Raw genomic sequence first — 14,853 nt, 5'->3', positions numbered from 1 at the left:
ATCCGCGGCTATTGTAGGTGCGCGTGCTGGAATGTGGTCGATCGCACCGCCAGCGCGGTCTCCTCGGGCCGATAGGTCAGCAGCCGCCGTCCGAGCCGCGGGCCGATCCAGCGCTCGATCCCCATCGCCAGGCTGAAGCTCGCCGGCACGATCACCAGCGTCAGCACGGTCGAGAGCAACAGCCCGCCGATCACCGTAATCCCCATCGGCGCGCGCCAGGAGCCGTCGCCGCCCAGCGACAGCGCGGTCGGGATCATGCCCGCGACCATCGCGACCGTCGTCATCACGATCGGCTGCGCGCGCTTGTGCCCGGCATCGAGGATCGCGACGAACGGATCGACCCCCTTCGCCATTTCCTCGAGCGCGAAATCGATCAGCAGGATCGAGTTCTTGGCGACGATGCCGAGCAGCATCAGCAAGCCGATCAGCACCGGCATCGAGATCGGGTTGCCCGTCACCAGCAGCGCGAGCAACCCGCCGAGCGGCGCCAGCATCAACGAGCCGAGATTGACGAACGGCGCGAGGATACGGCGGTAGAGCAGCACCAGCACCGCGAACACCAGCAGGATGCCCGACACCACCGCCGCGATGAAATTGTTGATCATCTCGGTCTCGAACTTCTGCTGGCCGAGCGTCAGCTTGCCGACGCCGATCGGCAGGTTGCGCAGGATCGGCAGCGCGTTGATCTGCTCCATCGCGGTGCCGCTGACGACGCCCGGCGCGCGATCGGCGCCGATCGTGATCTGGCGCTGCTGCGCGACGCGCTCGATCTTGGTCGGCCCCGCGCCGAAGCTGATCGCCGCGAGCAGCCCGAGCGGGACCGAGCCGCCGCTCGCGGTCTGCACCGGCAAATTCTGGATCGTCGAGAGCCGCGTGCGCGCATTCTGGTCGAGCGCGACGCGGATCGGGACTTGCCGGTCGCTGAGCGAGAATTTGGCGCTGTTCTGGTCGATGTCGCCGAGCGTCGCGACGCGGATCGCGCTCGACAGCGCCGCGGTGGTGACGCCCATGCTCGCCGCGAGATCCATATGCGGCGTGATGACGATTTCGGGGCGTTGCAGGTCGCCGATGATGCGCGGCGCGGTGATCGTCGGGAGGCGGCCCATCTGGCCGACCAGCGTCACCGCGGTCTTGCGCAGCAAATCGGGGTCCGAGCCTGCCAGCGTGATCGACAAATCGCGCCCGCTGCTTCCGCCATTGTTCGAGCGGAACGCGACGCGCGCATCGGCGATCTGCGCGAGCTGTGGGGCGAGCGCGCGTTCGAACGCGTTGCTCGATTGCGTCTTGCCGGGCTTGAAGATCGCGGTGTCTCGCCCGCTGCCGACGTTTGCGCGCTGATAGGTCGTTTCGACATCGGGCTGGCGCTTCAGCAGCTGCGCGACTTGATCGACCACGGCTTGCGTCTGCGCGAGCGTCGAGCCGGGGACGAGTTCGATCGTCGCGGTCGAGGCATCGTTGTCCTGGTCGGGCTGGAAGGTCATCGGCAGCGCGCCCGCGCACACCACCGTCAGCGCGAGCGCCGCCATCCCGCCGACCACCGCCGACCAGCGGTGCATCAGCGTCCAGCGCAGCACCGCCATATAGACGTCCATGATCCGCCCCTCGCCATGCGCATGGCTCCCTTGCGCCTTGAGGAAATAGGCCGCGATCATCGGCGTGATGAGACGCGCGACGGCGAGGCTCATCAGCACCGCGACGACGATCGTCAGGCCAAAGTTCTTGAAGAACTGGCCCGAAATCCCCGGCATCAGTCCCACGGGCAGGAACACCGCGACGATCGCCATGGTGGTGGCGAGCACCGCGAGGCCGATCTCGTCGGCGGCGTCGATCGAGGCCTGATAGGCGGATTTGCCCATCCGCATGTGCCGCACGATATTCTCGATCTCGACGATCGCGTCGTCGACCAGCACGCCCGCAACCAGGCTGAGCGCGAGCAGGCTGATGCCGTTGAGCGTAAAGCCCATCAAGTCCATCACCCAGAAGGTCGGGATCGCCGACAGCGGGATGGCGAGCGCCGAAATGACGGTCGAGCGCCAGTCGCGCAGGAAGACGAACACGACGATCACCGCGAGCACAGCCCCCTCGATCATCGTGTCAATCGCCGAGTGATATTGCATCTCGGTATATTTGACCTGGTTGAAGATCAGCTTGAAATGCACCTTGGGAAAGCGCTTCTCGAGGGCGGCGAGCTTGGCCTCGGCGCCGTGGAACACCGACACGTCGGACCCGCCTTTGGCGCGCTGGAAATCGAAGCTCAGCACCGGTCGCCCGTCGAGCGCCGAGGCCGAGCGTTGCTCGGCATAGAGATCGCGCACGACGCCGAGATCGTCGAGCTTGACCGTCCGCCCGTTGCCAGCGCTGATCAGCGTGCGGCCGAGCTCCGACGCGGTATGCGCATTGCCGAGCACGCGGACCGCCTGTTCCGATCCCGCGATCTGCGCCCGCCCGCCCGCGGCGTTGAGGTTGATCTGGCGCAATTGCAGATTGACGTCGCCCGCCGTGAGCCCCTGCGCCTGCAGCTTGAGCGGATCGAGGATCACGCGGATCTCGCGATTGACCCCGCCGTTGCGGTCGACATTGGCCATGCCGGGGACCGACAGCAGCTCCTTCGCCACGGTATTGTCGATATACCAGCTGAGCTGTTCGATCGTCATGTCGGTGCCGATCGCGGCATAGCTCGCGAGATCGTTGCCGGTCGTGTCGGCGCGCGCGATCTGCGGCTCGAGGATTCCGTCGGGTAGCGCGCTGCGCACTTGCTGCACCGCGCCGCGGACGTCCTCGACGGCGCGGTCGATCGGCGTGCCGATCGCGAGCTGGATGACGGTGGTCGACTGGCCCTCCGACACCGTCGAGTTGATCTGGTCGATCCCGGCGAGGCTGCGCACCGCGGCTTCGATCTTGAGCGTGACTTGGTTCTCGAGCTCGCTCGGCGCCGCGCCGGGCTGGCTGACCGAGACGATCACCACTGGGAAATCGATGTCGGGATTGTCGTTGACCTGCATCCGCGCGAAGCTGACCATGCCCGCGACGGTCAGCATCGCGAACAGCACCAGCGCCGGGATCGGGTTGCGGATCGACCAGGCCGAGATGTTGCGGAAGCTCACAGGCGGTACGACATCATTGGGGTGAGCATGGCCGGCATTCCGTGCGATTAGGATCGCCTGCGCTTTAGTGTACTATATCAGCAACACATAGCGAAATCTGCGGTGACCGTTGTCAGGTGTTCAGCGCGCGAATCATTCCATGCTTCCGCGCATCGCCGCGCCCGCGACGAACGGCGCACCCGCGAGCAGCACGAGGCTCACCGCGCCGAGCAGCTTGACCGCCTGCACGCCGCCTTCGATCGAGCCCGCGCCGAAGATCAGCAGCGGTACCGCGAGCGGAAGCATCACCAGCCCGGCGACCGCGCCTGCCCCGCGCAACCCGGTGACCAGTGCCGATGTCGCCACCGCGAGCGCGGCGAGGCCGGGCGTGCCGATCAGCAACCCGAGCTCGACCGCCGCCAGCGTCTCCGCCGGCAATCCGAGCAGTCCGGCGGCCAGCACCGTGGCGACCATCAAGGGCGGACCGAAACCGAGCCAGTGCGCCGCGATCTTCGCGGTGGCGACCGCCGCCATGCTGAACCCGCGCACCGACATTTGGTCGAGCACGCCGCTTTCTGCATCGGGGCCGATCAGCCGCTCGACCGGCATCAGCGCGGCGAGCAACGCCGCCGCCCAGATCACCCCGCCGCCGATCCGGGCGAGCAACGCGGTGTCGGGGCCGACCGCGAACGGAAAGAGGATCGTGACGAGCAGGAAGAAAGCGAGCGCATTGACGATCCCGCCGCTTGCCCAGGCGATCCGCACGTCGCGCGCGACGAGGGCGAGCAGGCCGCTCATCCGAGCACGACCGTCATCGCATCGGGCAGCGCGATCGGCAGATGCGTCGCCACGGCGACCGCGCCGCCAGCGGCGCGGTGCGTCGCGATCAGCGCTTCGAGCAGGCCGACGCTTGCGACGTCGAGGCCGTTGGCCGGCTCGTCGAGCAACCACAACGGCGCACCGCTTGCCACGACGCGCGCCAGCGCCGCGCGGCGCCGCTGCCCGGTCGAGAGGAGGCGAACCGGCACCGCGGCGATCGCGGCGAGCCCGACGGCTTCGAGCGCCTTTGCAACGCGCTCGGTCGCGCTCGCGGGGGAGGGGTCGAGCGTCGCCCAGAAGTGCAGCGCCGCGCCGAGCGGTCGCGCAGCATCGAGCGCGGCGGCTTCCGCCATCAGCGCGCGGTGCGGCGGGACGGTAACCGCGCCATCGGCCGGCCGCAGCAAGCCCGCCGCGATGCGGATCAGGCTCGACTTGCCGACCCCGTTCGGCCCCGACACCAGCACCGCGCCCCCCGGCGCGACGGCGAACGAGACGTGTTCGAACAGCATCCGTCCACCCCGGACGCAGGCCACGTCGCGAAAAGCAAAAGGCGGCGTCACGCAGCGCCCGCCGAATCCTCGAGCGCGTGCATGTCGTCGTCGGACAGCCCGAAATGATGCCCGATCTCGTGGATCGTGACGTGCGCGACGAGCGCGTTGAGATCGACCCCGGTCTCGATCCATTCGTCTAGGATCGCGCGGCGATAGAGATGGATCCGGTCGGGCAGGCCGCCGCTGTCCATCGACGATTTCTCGCCGACCGGACGCCCGTGATAGAGCCCGGTCAGGTCGAGCGGATGCGCGATGCCGAGCGCGTCGAGCGTCTCGTCATCGGCGAGATCGTCGACGATCAGCACGACATCGCCGAGGTGTGCGCGGAACTCCGCGGGGAGCCCGGCGACCGTCGCGCGCGCGATCGCTTCGATCGTGGCGGCGTCGGGCGGGTTACGCGGTTGATCGGCGGGCGGCATTGGCTATGCCTTACGGCGAAGGCGCGCCGTGCGCCAGCAGGAGAGCAAGCGTGCACGTTGAACCGCTGAGCGAAGACGACCGGGCAGAGGCGCTCGATACGCTCGACGAATGGGACTATGACGAGGCGCGCGACGCGATCACGCGGCGCTTCACCTTCGCCGATTTCAGCGAGGCGTTCGCCTTCATGACGCGCGTCGCGCTGCTCGCGGAGAAGGCCGATCACCATCCCGAATGGTCGAACGTGTGGAACCGCGTCGATGTGCTGCTCACCACGCACGATGCCGGCGGATTGTCGCACAAGGACGTGGCGCTGGCCGAGGCGATCGACGCTTTACTTGGCTGATTATTGGGCTGAGCCGATCGTCCCGCGGCGCATCCGCTTGCGCAAGCTGCCCGGCATCCAGCGCGCGGCGAACGCCATCTTGTCGGCCGTCTTGCCGACATAGGTGTGGACCTTGTCGCCGTGGACCGCATCCCACGCCGCCTGCGCGACCTTGTCGACGTTGGTCAGCTCGAGCCCGGCGTTGGTGACGACTTGCTTGATCGAGTAATTGCTGTTGCCAGCCGGGGTCGCGAGCAAAGGCGTGTCGATGAAGCTCGGGACGAGATCGCGCACCTTGATCCCGGCGCCATACCATTCGCCGTCGAGCGCCTCGGTCAGCGCGCGTACGCCGAACTTGGTCGCCGAATAGACCGGCAGCCCTGAGGAGCCGTAGATCGCCGAAGCCGACGCGGTGTTGAGCAGGCACGAGCCCGGCGTGCGCGCGAGATAGGGGTAGCCGATCTTGGCGCCGTTGAGCACGCCGACGAGGTTGATCGCGACGACGCGGTCGAGATCGTCGAAGCTCATATCGGCGATCGGGCCGCCCGTGCCGATCCCGGCATTGTTGAACAAGACGTCGAGCCGGCCGCCCGTCGTCGCGGTGAAGGCGTCGAGGTGCGCGACCCAGGCGTCGCGGTCGCGCACGTCCATCGTATAGGTCTCGACCATCCCGGCGGGCAGCATCGCGGCGGTGGCGGCGAGCCCTGCGGTGTTGACGTCGGCAAGACCCACACGCCAGCCGCGCGCCGCGAACAGCTTGGCGGTCGCCTGGCCGATCCCGGAACCGCCGCCCGTAATGAAGATCGCCTTTGTGGTGTCGGTCATGTTGCATCCTATCCGTCATGCCCGTTTCGTCCCGACATGCCCGGGCCGCTCAAGCGTTGGCGGAGAGTGTGCGATACGCGGGCGCTTGGGACAAGCCCGGGCGAACCAAGGTTTGACGCTCCTGCAAAGCTCCCGCACAAAGCGTGCGATGTCAGTCCAGTCCCCCGGCCCCGCCGTCGCCTTCGATGGTGTCACCAAAGCGTATGCCGGCGGCACGATCGCGGTCGACGGCGTGTCGGTCGAGATTGCGGGGGGGAGCTTCGTCGCGCTGGTCGGCAGCTCGGGGTCGGGCAAGTCGACCTTGCTCAAGATGATCAATCGCCTGATCGCACCGAGCGCGGGCGAGGTCCGCATCGGCGGCGTGGGCGTCGGTGACGAACCGCCGCACGTGCTGCGCCGGCGGATCGGCTATGTCTTCCAGAATATCGGGCTATTCCCGCATATGACGGTGGGCGAAAACATCGCGATCGGTTTGCGGCTGGCAGGCGAGAAGATGCATGCCGAACGCGTCGCCGAATTGCTCGATCTGGTCGAACTGCCGCGCGAATTCGCACTGCGCCGCCCCGATGCGCTGTCGGGCGGGCAGCGCCAGCGTGTCGGCGTCGCGCGCGCGCTCGCGACCGCGCCGGGGCTGCTGCTGCTCGACGAGCCGTTCGGCGCGCTCGATCCGGTGACGCGCGATCAGCTCGGGACCGCGATCCGGCAGCTGCACGACCAACTCGGCCTGACGACGATCATGGTGACGCACGACATGGCCGAGGCGCTGATCCTCGCCGACCGCGTGCTGGTGATGGACAAGGGGCGGATCGTCGCCGATGCCACGCCAAAGGCGCTGCTTGCGGGCGAGGGCGGGCCGGTCGCCGCGGCGCTGGTCGCGGTGCCGCGCGAACAAGCGCGCAAGTTGCAGGCGCTGGAGCAAGGCGCATGAGCCCGTTCGTCGAAGCGATCACGCGCGTCCCGCCGTTGCTTGCGGCGCATCTTTTGCTGGCCGCGTCGGCGTTGCTGCTCGGGCTTGCGATCAGCTTGCCGCTGGCGATCTGGTCGGCGCGAAAGCCCGGTGTCGCGCGCGTGGCGCTCGGCTTTGCGAGCCTCGTCCAGACGGTGCCGAGTCTTGCCTTGCTTGCGCTTTTCTATCCGCTGCTGCTGTTCGTGTCGGGGCTGGTCGGTGGCGGGATTCCCGCGCTCGGTTTCCTGCCGTCGCTGCTCGCGCTGACGCTCTATGCGTTGCTGCCGATCCTGCGCAATGGCGTGACCGGGCTGCTCGGGCTCGACCCGGCGGTGATCGAGGCGGCCGATGGCGTCGGGATGACGTCGTGGCAGAAGCTCCGGCTGGTCGAGGCACCGCTCGTCGCGCCCGTGCTGATGGCGGGGATCCGCACCGCGGCGGTGTGGACGATCGGTGCCGCGACGCTGTCGACCACGGTCGGGCAGCCGAGCCTTGGCGACATGATCTTTGCCGGCCTCCAGACGCAGAACTGGGCGCTGGTGCTCGCCGGCTGCCTCAGCGCCGCGGCGCTCGCGCTCGCGGTCGATGCGCTGCTTGGGCTGATCGAGCGCGGCATTACGCAGCGCAAGCGTGGCCGGGTGTGGGCGGCGAGCGGCGTGCTGCTCGTCGGCGTGCTGCTCGCGCTGACACCGCTCTGGCCGCGCTCGGGCGATACGATCACGATCGGCGCGAAGAATTTCGGCGAGCAATATATCCTCGCGCGCGTCATCGGGCACCGGCTCGAGCGCGCGGGCTATCATGTGCAATATCGCGACGGGCTCGGTTCGGCGGTGGTGTTCGGCGCGCTCAAGACCGACGCGATCGACGTTTATGTCGATTATGCCGGCACGATCTGGACCAACGAGATGAAGCGCCGCGACATCCCCGCGCGCCCCGCGATGGTTGCGGCGATCGGCGACTGGGCGGCGAAGACGGCGCAGGTTCGGCTGCTCGGCGCGCTTGGGTTCGAGAATGCCTATGCCTTTGCGATGAAGGACGCGGCGGCCAGGGCGAAGGGCGTCGCGTCGCTCGACGATCTCGTGCGCGTCGCGCCGCAGCTGACGCTCGGCGCCGATCTCGAATTTCTCGAGCGGCCCGAATGGGCGGCGGTGCAGCGCGCTTACCCGCTCAAGTTCGGCGCGTCGCACGCCTATAGCCCGACCTTCATGTACCAGGCGCTGGCGAGCGGGCAGGCCGATGTGATCTCGGCCTTCTCCTCCGACGGGCGGATCGCGGCGCAGCATCTCACCGTGCTGAGCGATCCGCGCCATGCGGTTCCGGGGTATGACGCGATCCTGATGGTCGCGCCCGGGCGGGCGAAGGATGCGAAATTCGTCGCCGCGTTGCAGCCGATGGTCGGGCGGATTCCGGTCGAGGCGATGCGCGCGGCGAATTACCAGGTCGATCGCGATGCCGACAAGGCAACGCCCGATGCCGCGGCGCGGTGGCTGGAGCGCAAGGTCGGATTGTAGCGTGCTTAGCCCTCCCCTTCAGAGGAGGGGTTGGGGTGGGGACGTAACGGGCGCTAGGTCTCTGCGAGGCACCCCCCCCACCCCCGCCCCCTCCCCTGAAGGGGAGGGGAGGAAATTAGCGGGTGGCCGTCACGAAATAATCGAGCTTGGTGTCGTCGCTCAGCACGAAGCCCTTCGCCACCGAGAAGCCCAAGCCCCGTACATCGACCACCTTCAACCCGGCCGCGACGACCAGTTCGGTCAGCGCATCTGGCGTCAGGAACTTGTCCCAATCATGCGTCCCGCGCGGGATCGTGCCGGTCCCCTCCGCAAAGGTGATCAGCGCAAGGCGCGACAGCGCGGTGCGGTTCGGCGTCGACAGCACCAGCAGCCCGCCCGGCGCGAGCGCTCGCGCCAGCCCGGCAACGAACCCCGCCGGATCGGTGACATGCTCGATCACCTCGAGGCTGGTGACGAGATCGAACGTCTCGCCCGCCAGATCCTCGACGCTGCCGGTGCGATAGGCGATCGCCAGCCCCGATTGCACGGCGTGCGTCGCCGCCACCGCGACATTCTCCGCCGCCGCATCGAGCCCCGTCACCGCCGCCCCCAGCCGCGCGAGCGGTTCGCACAGCAGCCCTGCGCCGCACCCGACATCGAGCGCGCGCTTGCCGGCGAGCGGCGTGAACCCCGTGTCATCGCCGAGCCAGTGCGCGTCGATCCGTTCGCGCAGATAGCGCAGCCGCACCGGATTCAACCGGTGGAGCATCGCCGACGAGCCCTTGGGATCCCACCATTCCGCCGCCATCGCGCCGAAATGTGCGGCCTCGGCCGGGTCGATAGTGGTTGCAGACGTTACGGTTGCGCTGTTCATGCCCGCTTTCTATCAGGACGGCCCGCATAGCCCAAGCCCCACCTCAAGGACTTCTGCCACCCATGGCCCGTATCGTGATGAAATTCGGCGGCACCTCGATGGCCGGGATCGAACGTATCCGCAGCGTCGCCGCGCGGGTGAAACGCGAAGTGGCGGCGGGCAATCAGGTCGCCGTCGTCGTCTCGGCGATGGCGGGCGAGACCGACCGGCTCGTGGGCTTCTGCCGCGAGGCGTCGTCGCTCTACGATCCCAAGGAATATGACGTCGTCGTCTCGGCGGGCGAGCAGATCACCAGCGGCTTGCTGGCGATCGCGCTCCAGGCGGCGGGTGTCCCGGCGCGCAGCTGGCTCGGCTGGCAGCTCGCCATCTCGACCTCGGACGCGCATGCCTCGGCGCGGATCGAGAACATCGACATGGCAGCGCTCGAGGCAAGCCTCGCCGCGGGCGAGGTCGCGGTGATCCCGGGGTTCCAGGGCGTCGACGAGCATGGCCGCGTCACCACGCTCGGCCGCGGCGGATCGGACACGTCGGCGGTGGCGATGGCGGCGGCGATGAAGGCCGATCGCTGCGACATCTACACCGATGTCGACGGCGTCTACACCACGGATCCTCGCATCGTGCCGCGTGCGCGCAAACTGAAGAAGGTGACGTACGAGGAAATGCTCGAGTTGGCCTCGGTCGGCGCGAAAGTGTTGCAGACCCGCTCGGTCGGCCTCGCGATGAAGGAAGGCGTGCGCGTTCAAGTGCTGTCTTCGTTCACCGGCGAGGATGCACCGATGGCGGATACATTGCCCGGCACGATGATCGTGGGCGAAGATGAGTTTTGGGAGGAGATCGACGATATGGAAAGCCAGCTCATCACCGGCATCGCGCACGACAAGAACGAAGCCAAGATCACGCTGGTCGCGGTTCCCGACAAGCCCGGCGCGGTCGCGGCGATCTTCGCGCCGCTCGCGCAGGCGAACATCAACGTCGACATGATCATCCAGAACATCGCGCATGCCGCGGGGTCGACCGACGTGACCTTCACCGTTCCCGCCGCCGATCTCGCGCGCTCGATCGAAGTGCTCAACCAGGGGCGCGAGGCGATCGGGTTCGCCGAGCTGGTCCACGACACGCGCGTCGCGAAGATCTCGGTGGTGGGCGTGGGGATGCGCAGCCATGCCGGTGTCGCCTCGACGATGTTCACCACGCTCGGCGAGCGCGGCATCAACATCCAAGCGATCTCGACCAGCGAGATCAAGGTCTCTGTGCTGATCGAGGAGGATTATACCGAACTCGCGGTGCGCGTGCTGCACACCGCCTATGGCCTCGACGCGGAGGACGTCGCGGCCTGAACCGCGACGCGTTCAGTCGCGGCCAAGCAGCTTGGTCGCGAGCTTGCCCACGAACGTCACCGGATCGCGCCCGCGGCCATAGCCGAAATGGCGCATCTCGGCCTTGTTGCAGTCGCGCTGGCCGGCGAACATGCCGCATGCGCCGACCGGGGTCAGCGCCGCCATTCCGGTGCCGCGCGTGACGCGCGCGTCGTCGGGTTCGTCGTCGGGATTGGCCCAGCCCTCGGCGGCCGCCATCGGCGTGCGATCGTGGCGCGAGGCGCAGACGACGATGGCGGCGGAGGTCGACGCCGCGGCGCAACGTTGCAGGATGGCGAGGCGGTCGCGCGCGGGCAAATGCGCGAGATCGAAGTCGATCGGCAAGGCCGCGCCCGCGCTCTGGAGGATCAGCATCAGCACCACCGACATCGGCCATCCTCCGCACTGCGTACGGAGTGGCGACAGATCGCGGCGGAACGATGGCAAACCTCTGCAGAAGCGCGGCTATTTCCGAGCGAGACGCCCGATCATTCTTTCCGCGCGTAGGGCCGGCTCGCGATGCCCGACCAGTCCTGCTCGCCCATCCCGGCATCGACCGCGGCACCCATCCGCGTGCGCACCGCGTCGAGCACCGGCAGCGTGATCTGTGCCGCATCGGCGAGCTCGGTCGCGAGCCGCAGGTCCTTGAGCCCCAGCTTCATCTTGAAGCCCGGCGTGAAATCGCCCGAGACGATCTTGGGCGCATAGCTTTGATAGGCGCGTGCGCCGAACAGCGTCCCGGTCATCAAGTCGAGGAAGGTGTCGGCCGCGACGCCATTGTCGCCCGCCAGCGCGACGCCCTCGGACATCGCCTCGATCGCCATGGTGATCATCATGTTGCCCGCGATCTTGGCGGCATTGGCTTGGGCGGGGTCGGTGCCGAGCGGCCAGACCTTGGTCGAGAGCGTCTCGAGCAACGGGGTGATGGTGGCAACAGCGTCTTCGGGCCCTGCGACGACGACATTAAGCTGCGCCGCGGCGGCGGCATCGGGGCGGCCGAAGACGGGGGCGGCGACGTACGCCAGGCCGCGCTCGGCATGGTCTGCCGCGAGTGCCTTGGAGAAGGCGACCGAGATCGTCGCGGCGACGATATGGATCAACCCTGCGCGCGCCGTGTCGAGTGCGCCCGAGTCGAGCAGCACGCTGCGGATCGCGGCATCGTCGGCGAGCATCGTGAACACGACTTCGGTGTCGAGCGCCGTGTCGACGCTGTCGACGATCGTGACGCCGGGGACTTCGGCTGCGTCGACCGGCGAGCGGTTCCACGCGTGGACCTGATGGCCCGCCTTGGCGAGGTTGACGGCCATAGCGCTGCCCATCTTGCCGAGCCCGATGAAACCGATCTGCATGTTGAGGATCCTGTCTGGAGAAGCTGCAAGCGCAAGCGTTTGGCGGGGAGGGAGGTTCCGGGGTCGGATGTGGTCGAAGGAAGAAGAAGGCCCTCACCCAACCCTCTCCCGCGAAGGGCGGGAGAGGGCTTGCGCGCTGCGGGCCGGCTGCATCTTTTCAAGCCCTTCCTGCCCTTCCTGCCCTTCTAGCCCTCTCCCGCTTGCGGGAGAGGGTTGGGTGAGGGCTTTCTTCTTCTTCTTTCAAGCAAAGCCGCATGAACGACGCTGGCAACACCCTCCAGATTGGTCAGCACTTCGGTGTTCCAGAAGCGCAGGATCGTGAAGCCCTGATACTCGAGAAAAGCAGTGCGGCTAGCATCGGCCTGCTCCGAATGCTGGCTCCCATCGATCTCGACGATGACCATCGCCTCGAGACACGCGAAGTCGGCGACATATCCGCCGATCGTATGCTGGAACCGGAATTTGAACCCGTCGAGCTGCCGGTTGCGCACCGCCTGCCAGAAGCGATCCTCCGCATCGGTCCGCTCCCGGCGGAGGCGTGCGGGCTGATCTGGCGGCGGATCGGCGGCATGGGGTTGATTATACTAGAAAGAAGGCCCTCACCCAACCCTCTCCCGCAAGCGGGAGGGGGCTAGGAAGGGGGCAGGCGGCCCGCCGCGCGTCAGCCCTCTCCCGCCCTTCGCGGGAGAGGGTTAGGTGAGGGCCTTCTCCCCTCCAGCAACGCCCAGGCCGAGCATCCGCACACTGACCACCACCACGCGGGCTTGCCCCAAAGCCCCGCGCGCGGCTAGGCCTGCGCGCATGAACGAAATCTCCTCGACCGGCGCAGCGCGCCTCGCCCGGCGCATGGCGCGCGGTTCCGCATTTCTTGGCTCGGAGGTCGCGATCCTGTGCGGCGCGATGTCGTGGGTGTCAGAGCGCAACCTCGTCGCCGCGGTGTCGAACGCGGGCGGCTTCGGGCTGATCGCATGCGGCGCGATGACGCCCGAACTGCTCGACCGCGAGATCGCCGCGACCAAGACGCTGACCGACAAGCCGTTCGGCGTGAACCTCATCACGATGCACCCCGCGCTGTTCGACCTGATCGACGTGTGCAACCGCCACGGCGTGGGCCATGTCGTGCTGGCAGGCGGCCTCCCGCCCACGGGGTCGATCGATGCGATCAAGGCGAACGGCGCGAAGCTGATCTGCTTTGCCCCCGCGCTGTCGCTCGCCAAGAAGCTGATCCGCTCGGGCGTCGACGCGCTCGTGGTCGAGGGGATGGAGGCGGGCGGGCATATCGGTCCGGTGTCGACCAGCGTGCTCGCGCAGGAAATCCTGCCCGAAGTCGCCGACAAGGTCCCCGTATTCGTGGCGGGCGGAATCGGCCGCGGCGAGGGGATCGCCGCCTATCTCGACATGGGCGCGGCTGGCGTCCAGCTCGGCACGCGCTTCGTCTGCGCGACCGAGAGCATCGCGCATGCCAATTTCAAGAAGGCGTTCCTGCGCGCGTCCGCCCGCGATGCGGTGGCGAGCGTGCAGATCGACCCGCGCCTGCCCGTCATCCCGGTGCGCGCGTTGAAGAATGCCGGCGGCGACCTGTTCACCGCCAAGCAGCGCGAAGTCGCGCAACTGCTCGACGAGGGCAAGGTCGCGATGGCCGAGGCGCAATTGCAGATCGAGCATTATTGGGCGGGCGCGCTGCGCCGCGCGGTGATCGACGGCGATGTCGAGCATGGCAGCCTGATGGCGGGCCAGTCGGTCGGGATGGTGACCAAGGAAGAGCCCGTCGCCGAGATCATCGCGCTGCTGATGGCCGAGGCCGCGGCGGCGCTCGAGCAGCGCGCAGCCTAACGGTTGCGCGCGACGCGTGCGGCGTTCGTCTTACGCAAGTTAAAGATACAAATTAGATCAATATCAGGGGTGTTGATTGGGCCGAGGTTCTTCCGGGGGCCGGTTGAAGCGCCGCACTATAGGTAGCCGCGCTGGTAAAACGTCCGAAAATATGCGAAAAAGCATCGATCTCGAGTCGTTGGTCATGACCAACGATCCATCGGATACTGTTTAGCGTCGTACAGCGTCTATCGATACTCTTGATGGGGTTGGCCGATGACGACGAACTTGCTCGATGTGCAGGAGGCGCTGCAGGCGAAGGGTTTCGATCCCGGGCCGCTCGACGGCGTGCGCGGGCGAAAGACGATCGCCGCGATCCTGGCATTCCAGTCCGCCGCAGGACTGATGCCCGACGGTATCGTCGGGCGGCAGACGCTCGCCAAGCTGATCCCCGGCACCGATCCCGCGACGCTGACGCTCGCCTCGACGATCCCCTGGCTTGCCGAGGCGCATCGCCTGCTCGGGTTGAAGGAAGATACTGGCGCCGGCAGCAACCAGCAGATCCTGCAATGGGCGCGCGATCTGCACATTGCATACGACGATGACGATGTTCCGTGGTGCGGGCTCTTCGTCGGCCATTGCATCGCGTCGCAACTGCCGCGCGAGCCGCTCCCCGCCAATCCGCTCGGCGCGCGGTCGTATGAGACATTCGGCAAGAAAGTCGCGCCGCAGCCGGGCGCTATCATGGTGTTCTGGCGCGAGTCGGAGGACAGCGGCAAAGGCCATGTCGGCTTCTATGTCGGCGAAGACCAAGTCGGCGATTTCCTGATCCTTGGCGGCAATCAGGGCAACGCGGTGTCGATCATCGGCAAGCCGCGCGCGCGCTTCCTTGCGGCGCGGTGGCCGATAACCGCCCTGCCGGCGACGGGCGGGCCGGTGCTCGCCCAGGTTCCGGGTGTCGGCAACCAGGTCGAAGTGTAACGCGGCGCACGGTCCATCGGTTCAAG

At 67.6% G+C, this 14,853-nt stretch carries 15 protein-coding genes; 6 read left to right on the top strand and 9 right to left on the bottom strand.

Features of this window, described 5'->3' with window-relative positions:
* Window positions 1-8: 8 nt before the first annotated feature.
* From ABIB28_RS06430 to ABIB28_RS06415, 4 genes are all read right to left on the bottom strand, one after another.
* Window positions 9-3,104, bottom strand: a complete 3,096-nt coding sequence (locus tag ABIB28_RS06430; RefSeq protein WP_354287227.1) for an efflux RND transporter permease subunit — start codon at window positions 3,102-3,104, stop codon at window positions 9-11.
* Window positions 3,105-3,236: 132 nt separating this feature from the next.
* Complete coding sequence (locus tag ABIB28_RS06425; RefSeq protein ID WP_354287225.1) at window positions 3,237-3,881, bottom strand: heme exporter protein CcmB; 645 nt, start codon at window positions 3,879-3,881, stop codon at window positions 3,237-3,239.
* Window positions 3,878-4,462: a heme ABC exporter ATP-binding protein CcmA gene (ccmA, locus tag ABIB28_RS06420; RefSeq protein ID WP_354287223.1), complete on the bottom strand. Its 585-nt coding sequence runs from the start codon at window positions 4,460-4,462 to the stop codon at window positions 3,878-3,880. Before ccmA ends, ABIB28_RS06425 begins: the two co-directional genes overlap by 4 nt.
* Window positions 4,459-4,872: a metallopeptidase family protein gene (locus ABIB28_RS06415; RefSeq protein WP_354287221.1), complete on the bottom strand. Its 414-nt coding sequence runs from the start codon at window positions 4,870-4,872 to the stop codon at window positions 4,459-4,461. The genes ccmA and ABIB28_RS06415 overlap by 4 nt, the downstream gene beginning before the upstream one ends.
* 50 nt (window positions 4,873-4,922) lie before the next feature.
* On the opposite strand from ABIB28_RS06415, the gene ABIB28_RS06410 reads away from it, so the two are divergent.
* Complete coding sequence (locus ABIB28_RS06410; RefSeq protein ID WP_133191545.1) at window positions 4,923-5,216, top strand: 4a-hydroxytetrahydrobiopterin dehydratase; 294 nt, start codon at window positions 4,923-4,925, stop codon at window positions 5,214-5,216.
* Here the strand turns inward: ABIB28_RS06410 and ABIB28_RS06405 are convergent, their stop codons facing one another.
* Window positions 5,217-6,020 carry an SDR family oxidoreductase gene (locus tag ABIB28_RS06405; RefSeq protein ID WP_354287219.1) on the bottom strand — a complete coding sequence of 268 codons (804 nt, stop codon included), beginning with the start codon at window positions 6,018-6,020 and terminating at the stop codon, window positions 5,217-5,219.
* Window positions 6,021-6,168: 148 nt separating this feature from the next.
* Here ABIB28_RS06405 and ABIB28_RS06400 point away from each other — a divergent pair, with 148 nt between their 5' ends.
* Both ABIB28_RS06400 and ABIB28_RS06395 read left to right on the top strand, forming a co-directional pair.
* On the top strand, window positions 6,169-6,948 hold the full coding sequence (locus ABIB28_RS06400; protein WP_189676298.1) for an ATP-binding cassette domain-containing protein: 780 nt from the start codon (window positions 6,169-6,171) through the stop codon (window positions 6,946-6,948).
* Entirely contained in the window at window positions 6,945-8,477 is a 1,533-nt protein-coding gene (locus ABIB28_RS06395; RefSeq protein WP_354287217.1) for an ABC transporter permease/substrate-binding protein, read from the top strand. Before ABIB28_RS06400 ends, ABIB28_RS06395 begins: the two co-directional genes overlap by 4 nt.
* Window positions 8,478-8,592: 115 nt before the next feature.
* On the opposite strand, the gene ubiG is transcribed toward ABIB28_RS06395, so the two are convergent.
* Complete coding sequence (ubiG, locus tag ABIB28_RS06390) at window positions 8,593-9,330, bottom strand: bifunctional 2-polyprenyl-6-hydroxyphenol methylase/3-demethylubiquinol 3-O-methyltransferase UbiG (RefSeq protein ID WP_354287215.1); 738 nt, start codon at window positions 9,328-9,330, stop codon at window positions 8,593-8,595.
* 62 nt (window positions 9,331-9,392) lie between these two features.
* Between ubiG and ABIB28_RS06385 the strand changes: the two genes are divergently transcribed.
* Window positions 9,393-10,667, top strand: a complete 1,275-nt coding sequence (locus tag ABIB28_RS06385; RefSeq protein WP_354287213.1) for an aspartate kinase — start codon at window positions 9,393-9,395, stop codon at window positions 10,665-10,667.
* A 12-nt stretch (window positions 10,668-10,679) separates the two neighbouring features.
* Here the strand turns inward: ABIB28_RS06385 and ABIB28_RS06380 are convergent, their stop codons facing one another.
* The 3 genes from ABIB28_RS06380 to ABIB28_RS06370 form a co-directional block, all read right to left on the bottom strand.
* The gene (locus ABIB28_RS06380) at window positions 10,680-11,075 is read right to left on the bottom strand and encodes a hypothetical protein (protein ID WP_354287211.1); all 396 of its coding nucleotides are present in this window, start codon (window positions 11,073-11,075) and stop codon (window positions 10,680-10,682) included.
* Between the two features lie 98 nt (window positions 11,076-11,173).
* Entirely contained in the window at window positions 11,174-12,034 is an 861-nt protein-coding gene (locus tag ABIB28_RS06375) for an NAD(P)-dependent oxidoreductase (RefSeq protein ID WP_354287209.1), read from the bottom strand.
* Between the two features lie 185 nt (window positions 12,035-12,219).
* The gene (locus tag ABIB28_RS06370) at window positions 12,220-12,525 is read right to left on the bottom strand and encodes an endonuclease domain-containing protein (RefSeq protein WP_354287207.1); all 306 of its coding nucleotides are present in this window, start codon (window positions 12,523-12,525) and stop codon (window positions 12,220-12,222) included.
* 310 nt (window positions 12,526-12,835) lie between these two features.
* Between ABIB28_RS06370 and ABIB28_RS06365 the strand changes: the two genes are divergently transcribed.
* Together ABIB28_RS06365 and ABIB28_RS06360 are read left to right on the top strand one after the other, a co-directional pair.
* Entirely contained in the window at window positions 12,836-13,867 is a 1,032-nt protein-coding gene (locus ABIB28_RS06365; protein WP_189676291.1) for an NAD(P)H-dependent flavin oxidoreductase, read from the top strand.
* A gap of 255 nt (window positions 13,868-14,122) precedes the next feature.
* On the top strand, window positions 14,123-14,827 hold the full coding sequence (locus ABIB28_RS06360) for an NlpC/P60 family protein (protein ID WP_354287205.1): 705 nt from the start codon (window positions 14,123-14,125) through the stop codon (window positions 14,825-14,827).
* Window positions 14,828-14,853: the final 26 nt, after the last annotated feature.

The organism is Sphingomonas sp. UYEF23 (genome assembly GCF_040546165.1).
Taxonomy (GTDB): Bacteria; Pseudomonadota; Alphaproteobacteria; order Sphingomonadales; family Sphingomonadaceae; genus Sphingomonas; species Sphingomonas glacialis.
The sequence above is the reverse complement of the archived record's forward strand: the minus strand, read 5'-3'. Positions and strand labels throughout refer to the sequence as shown.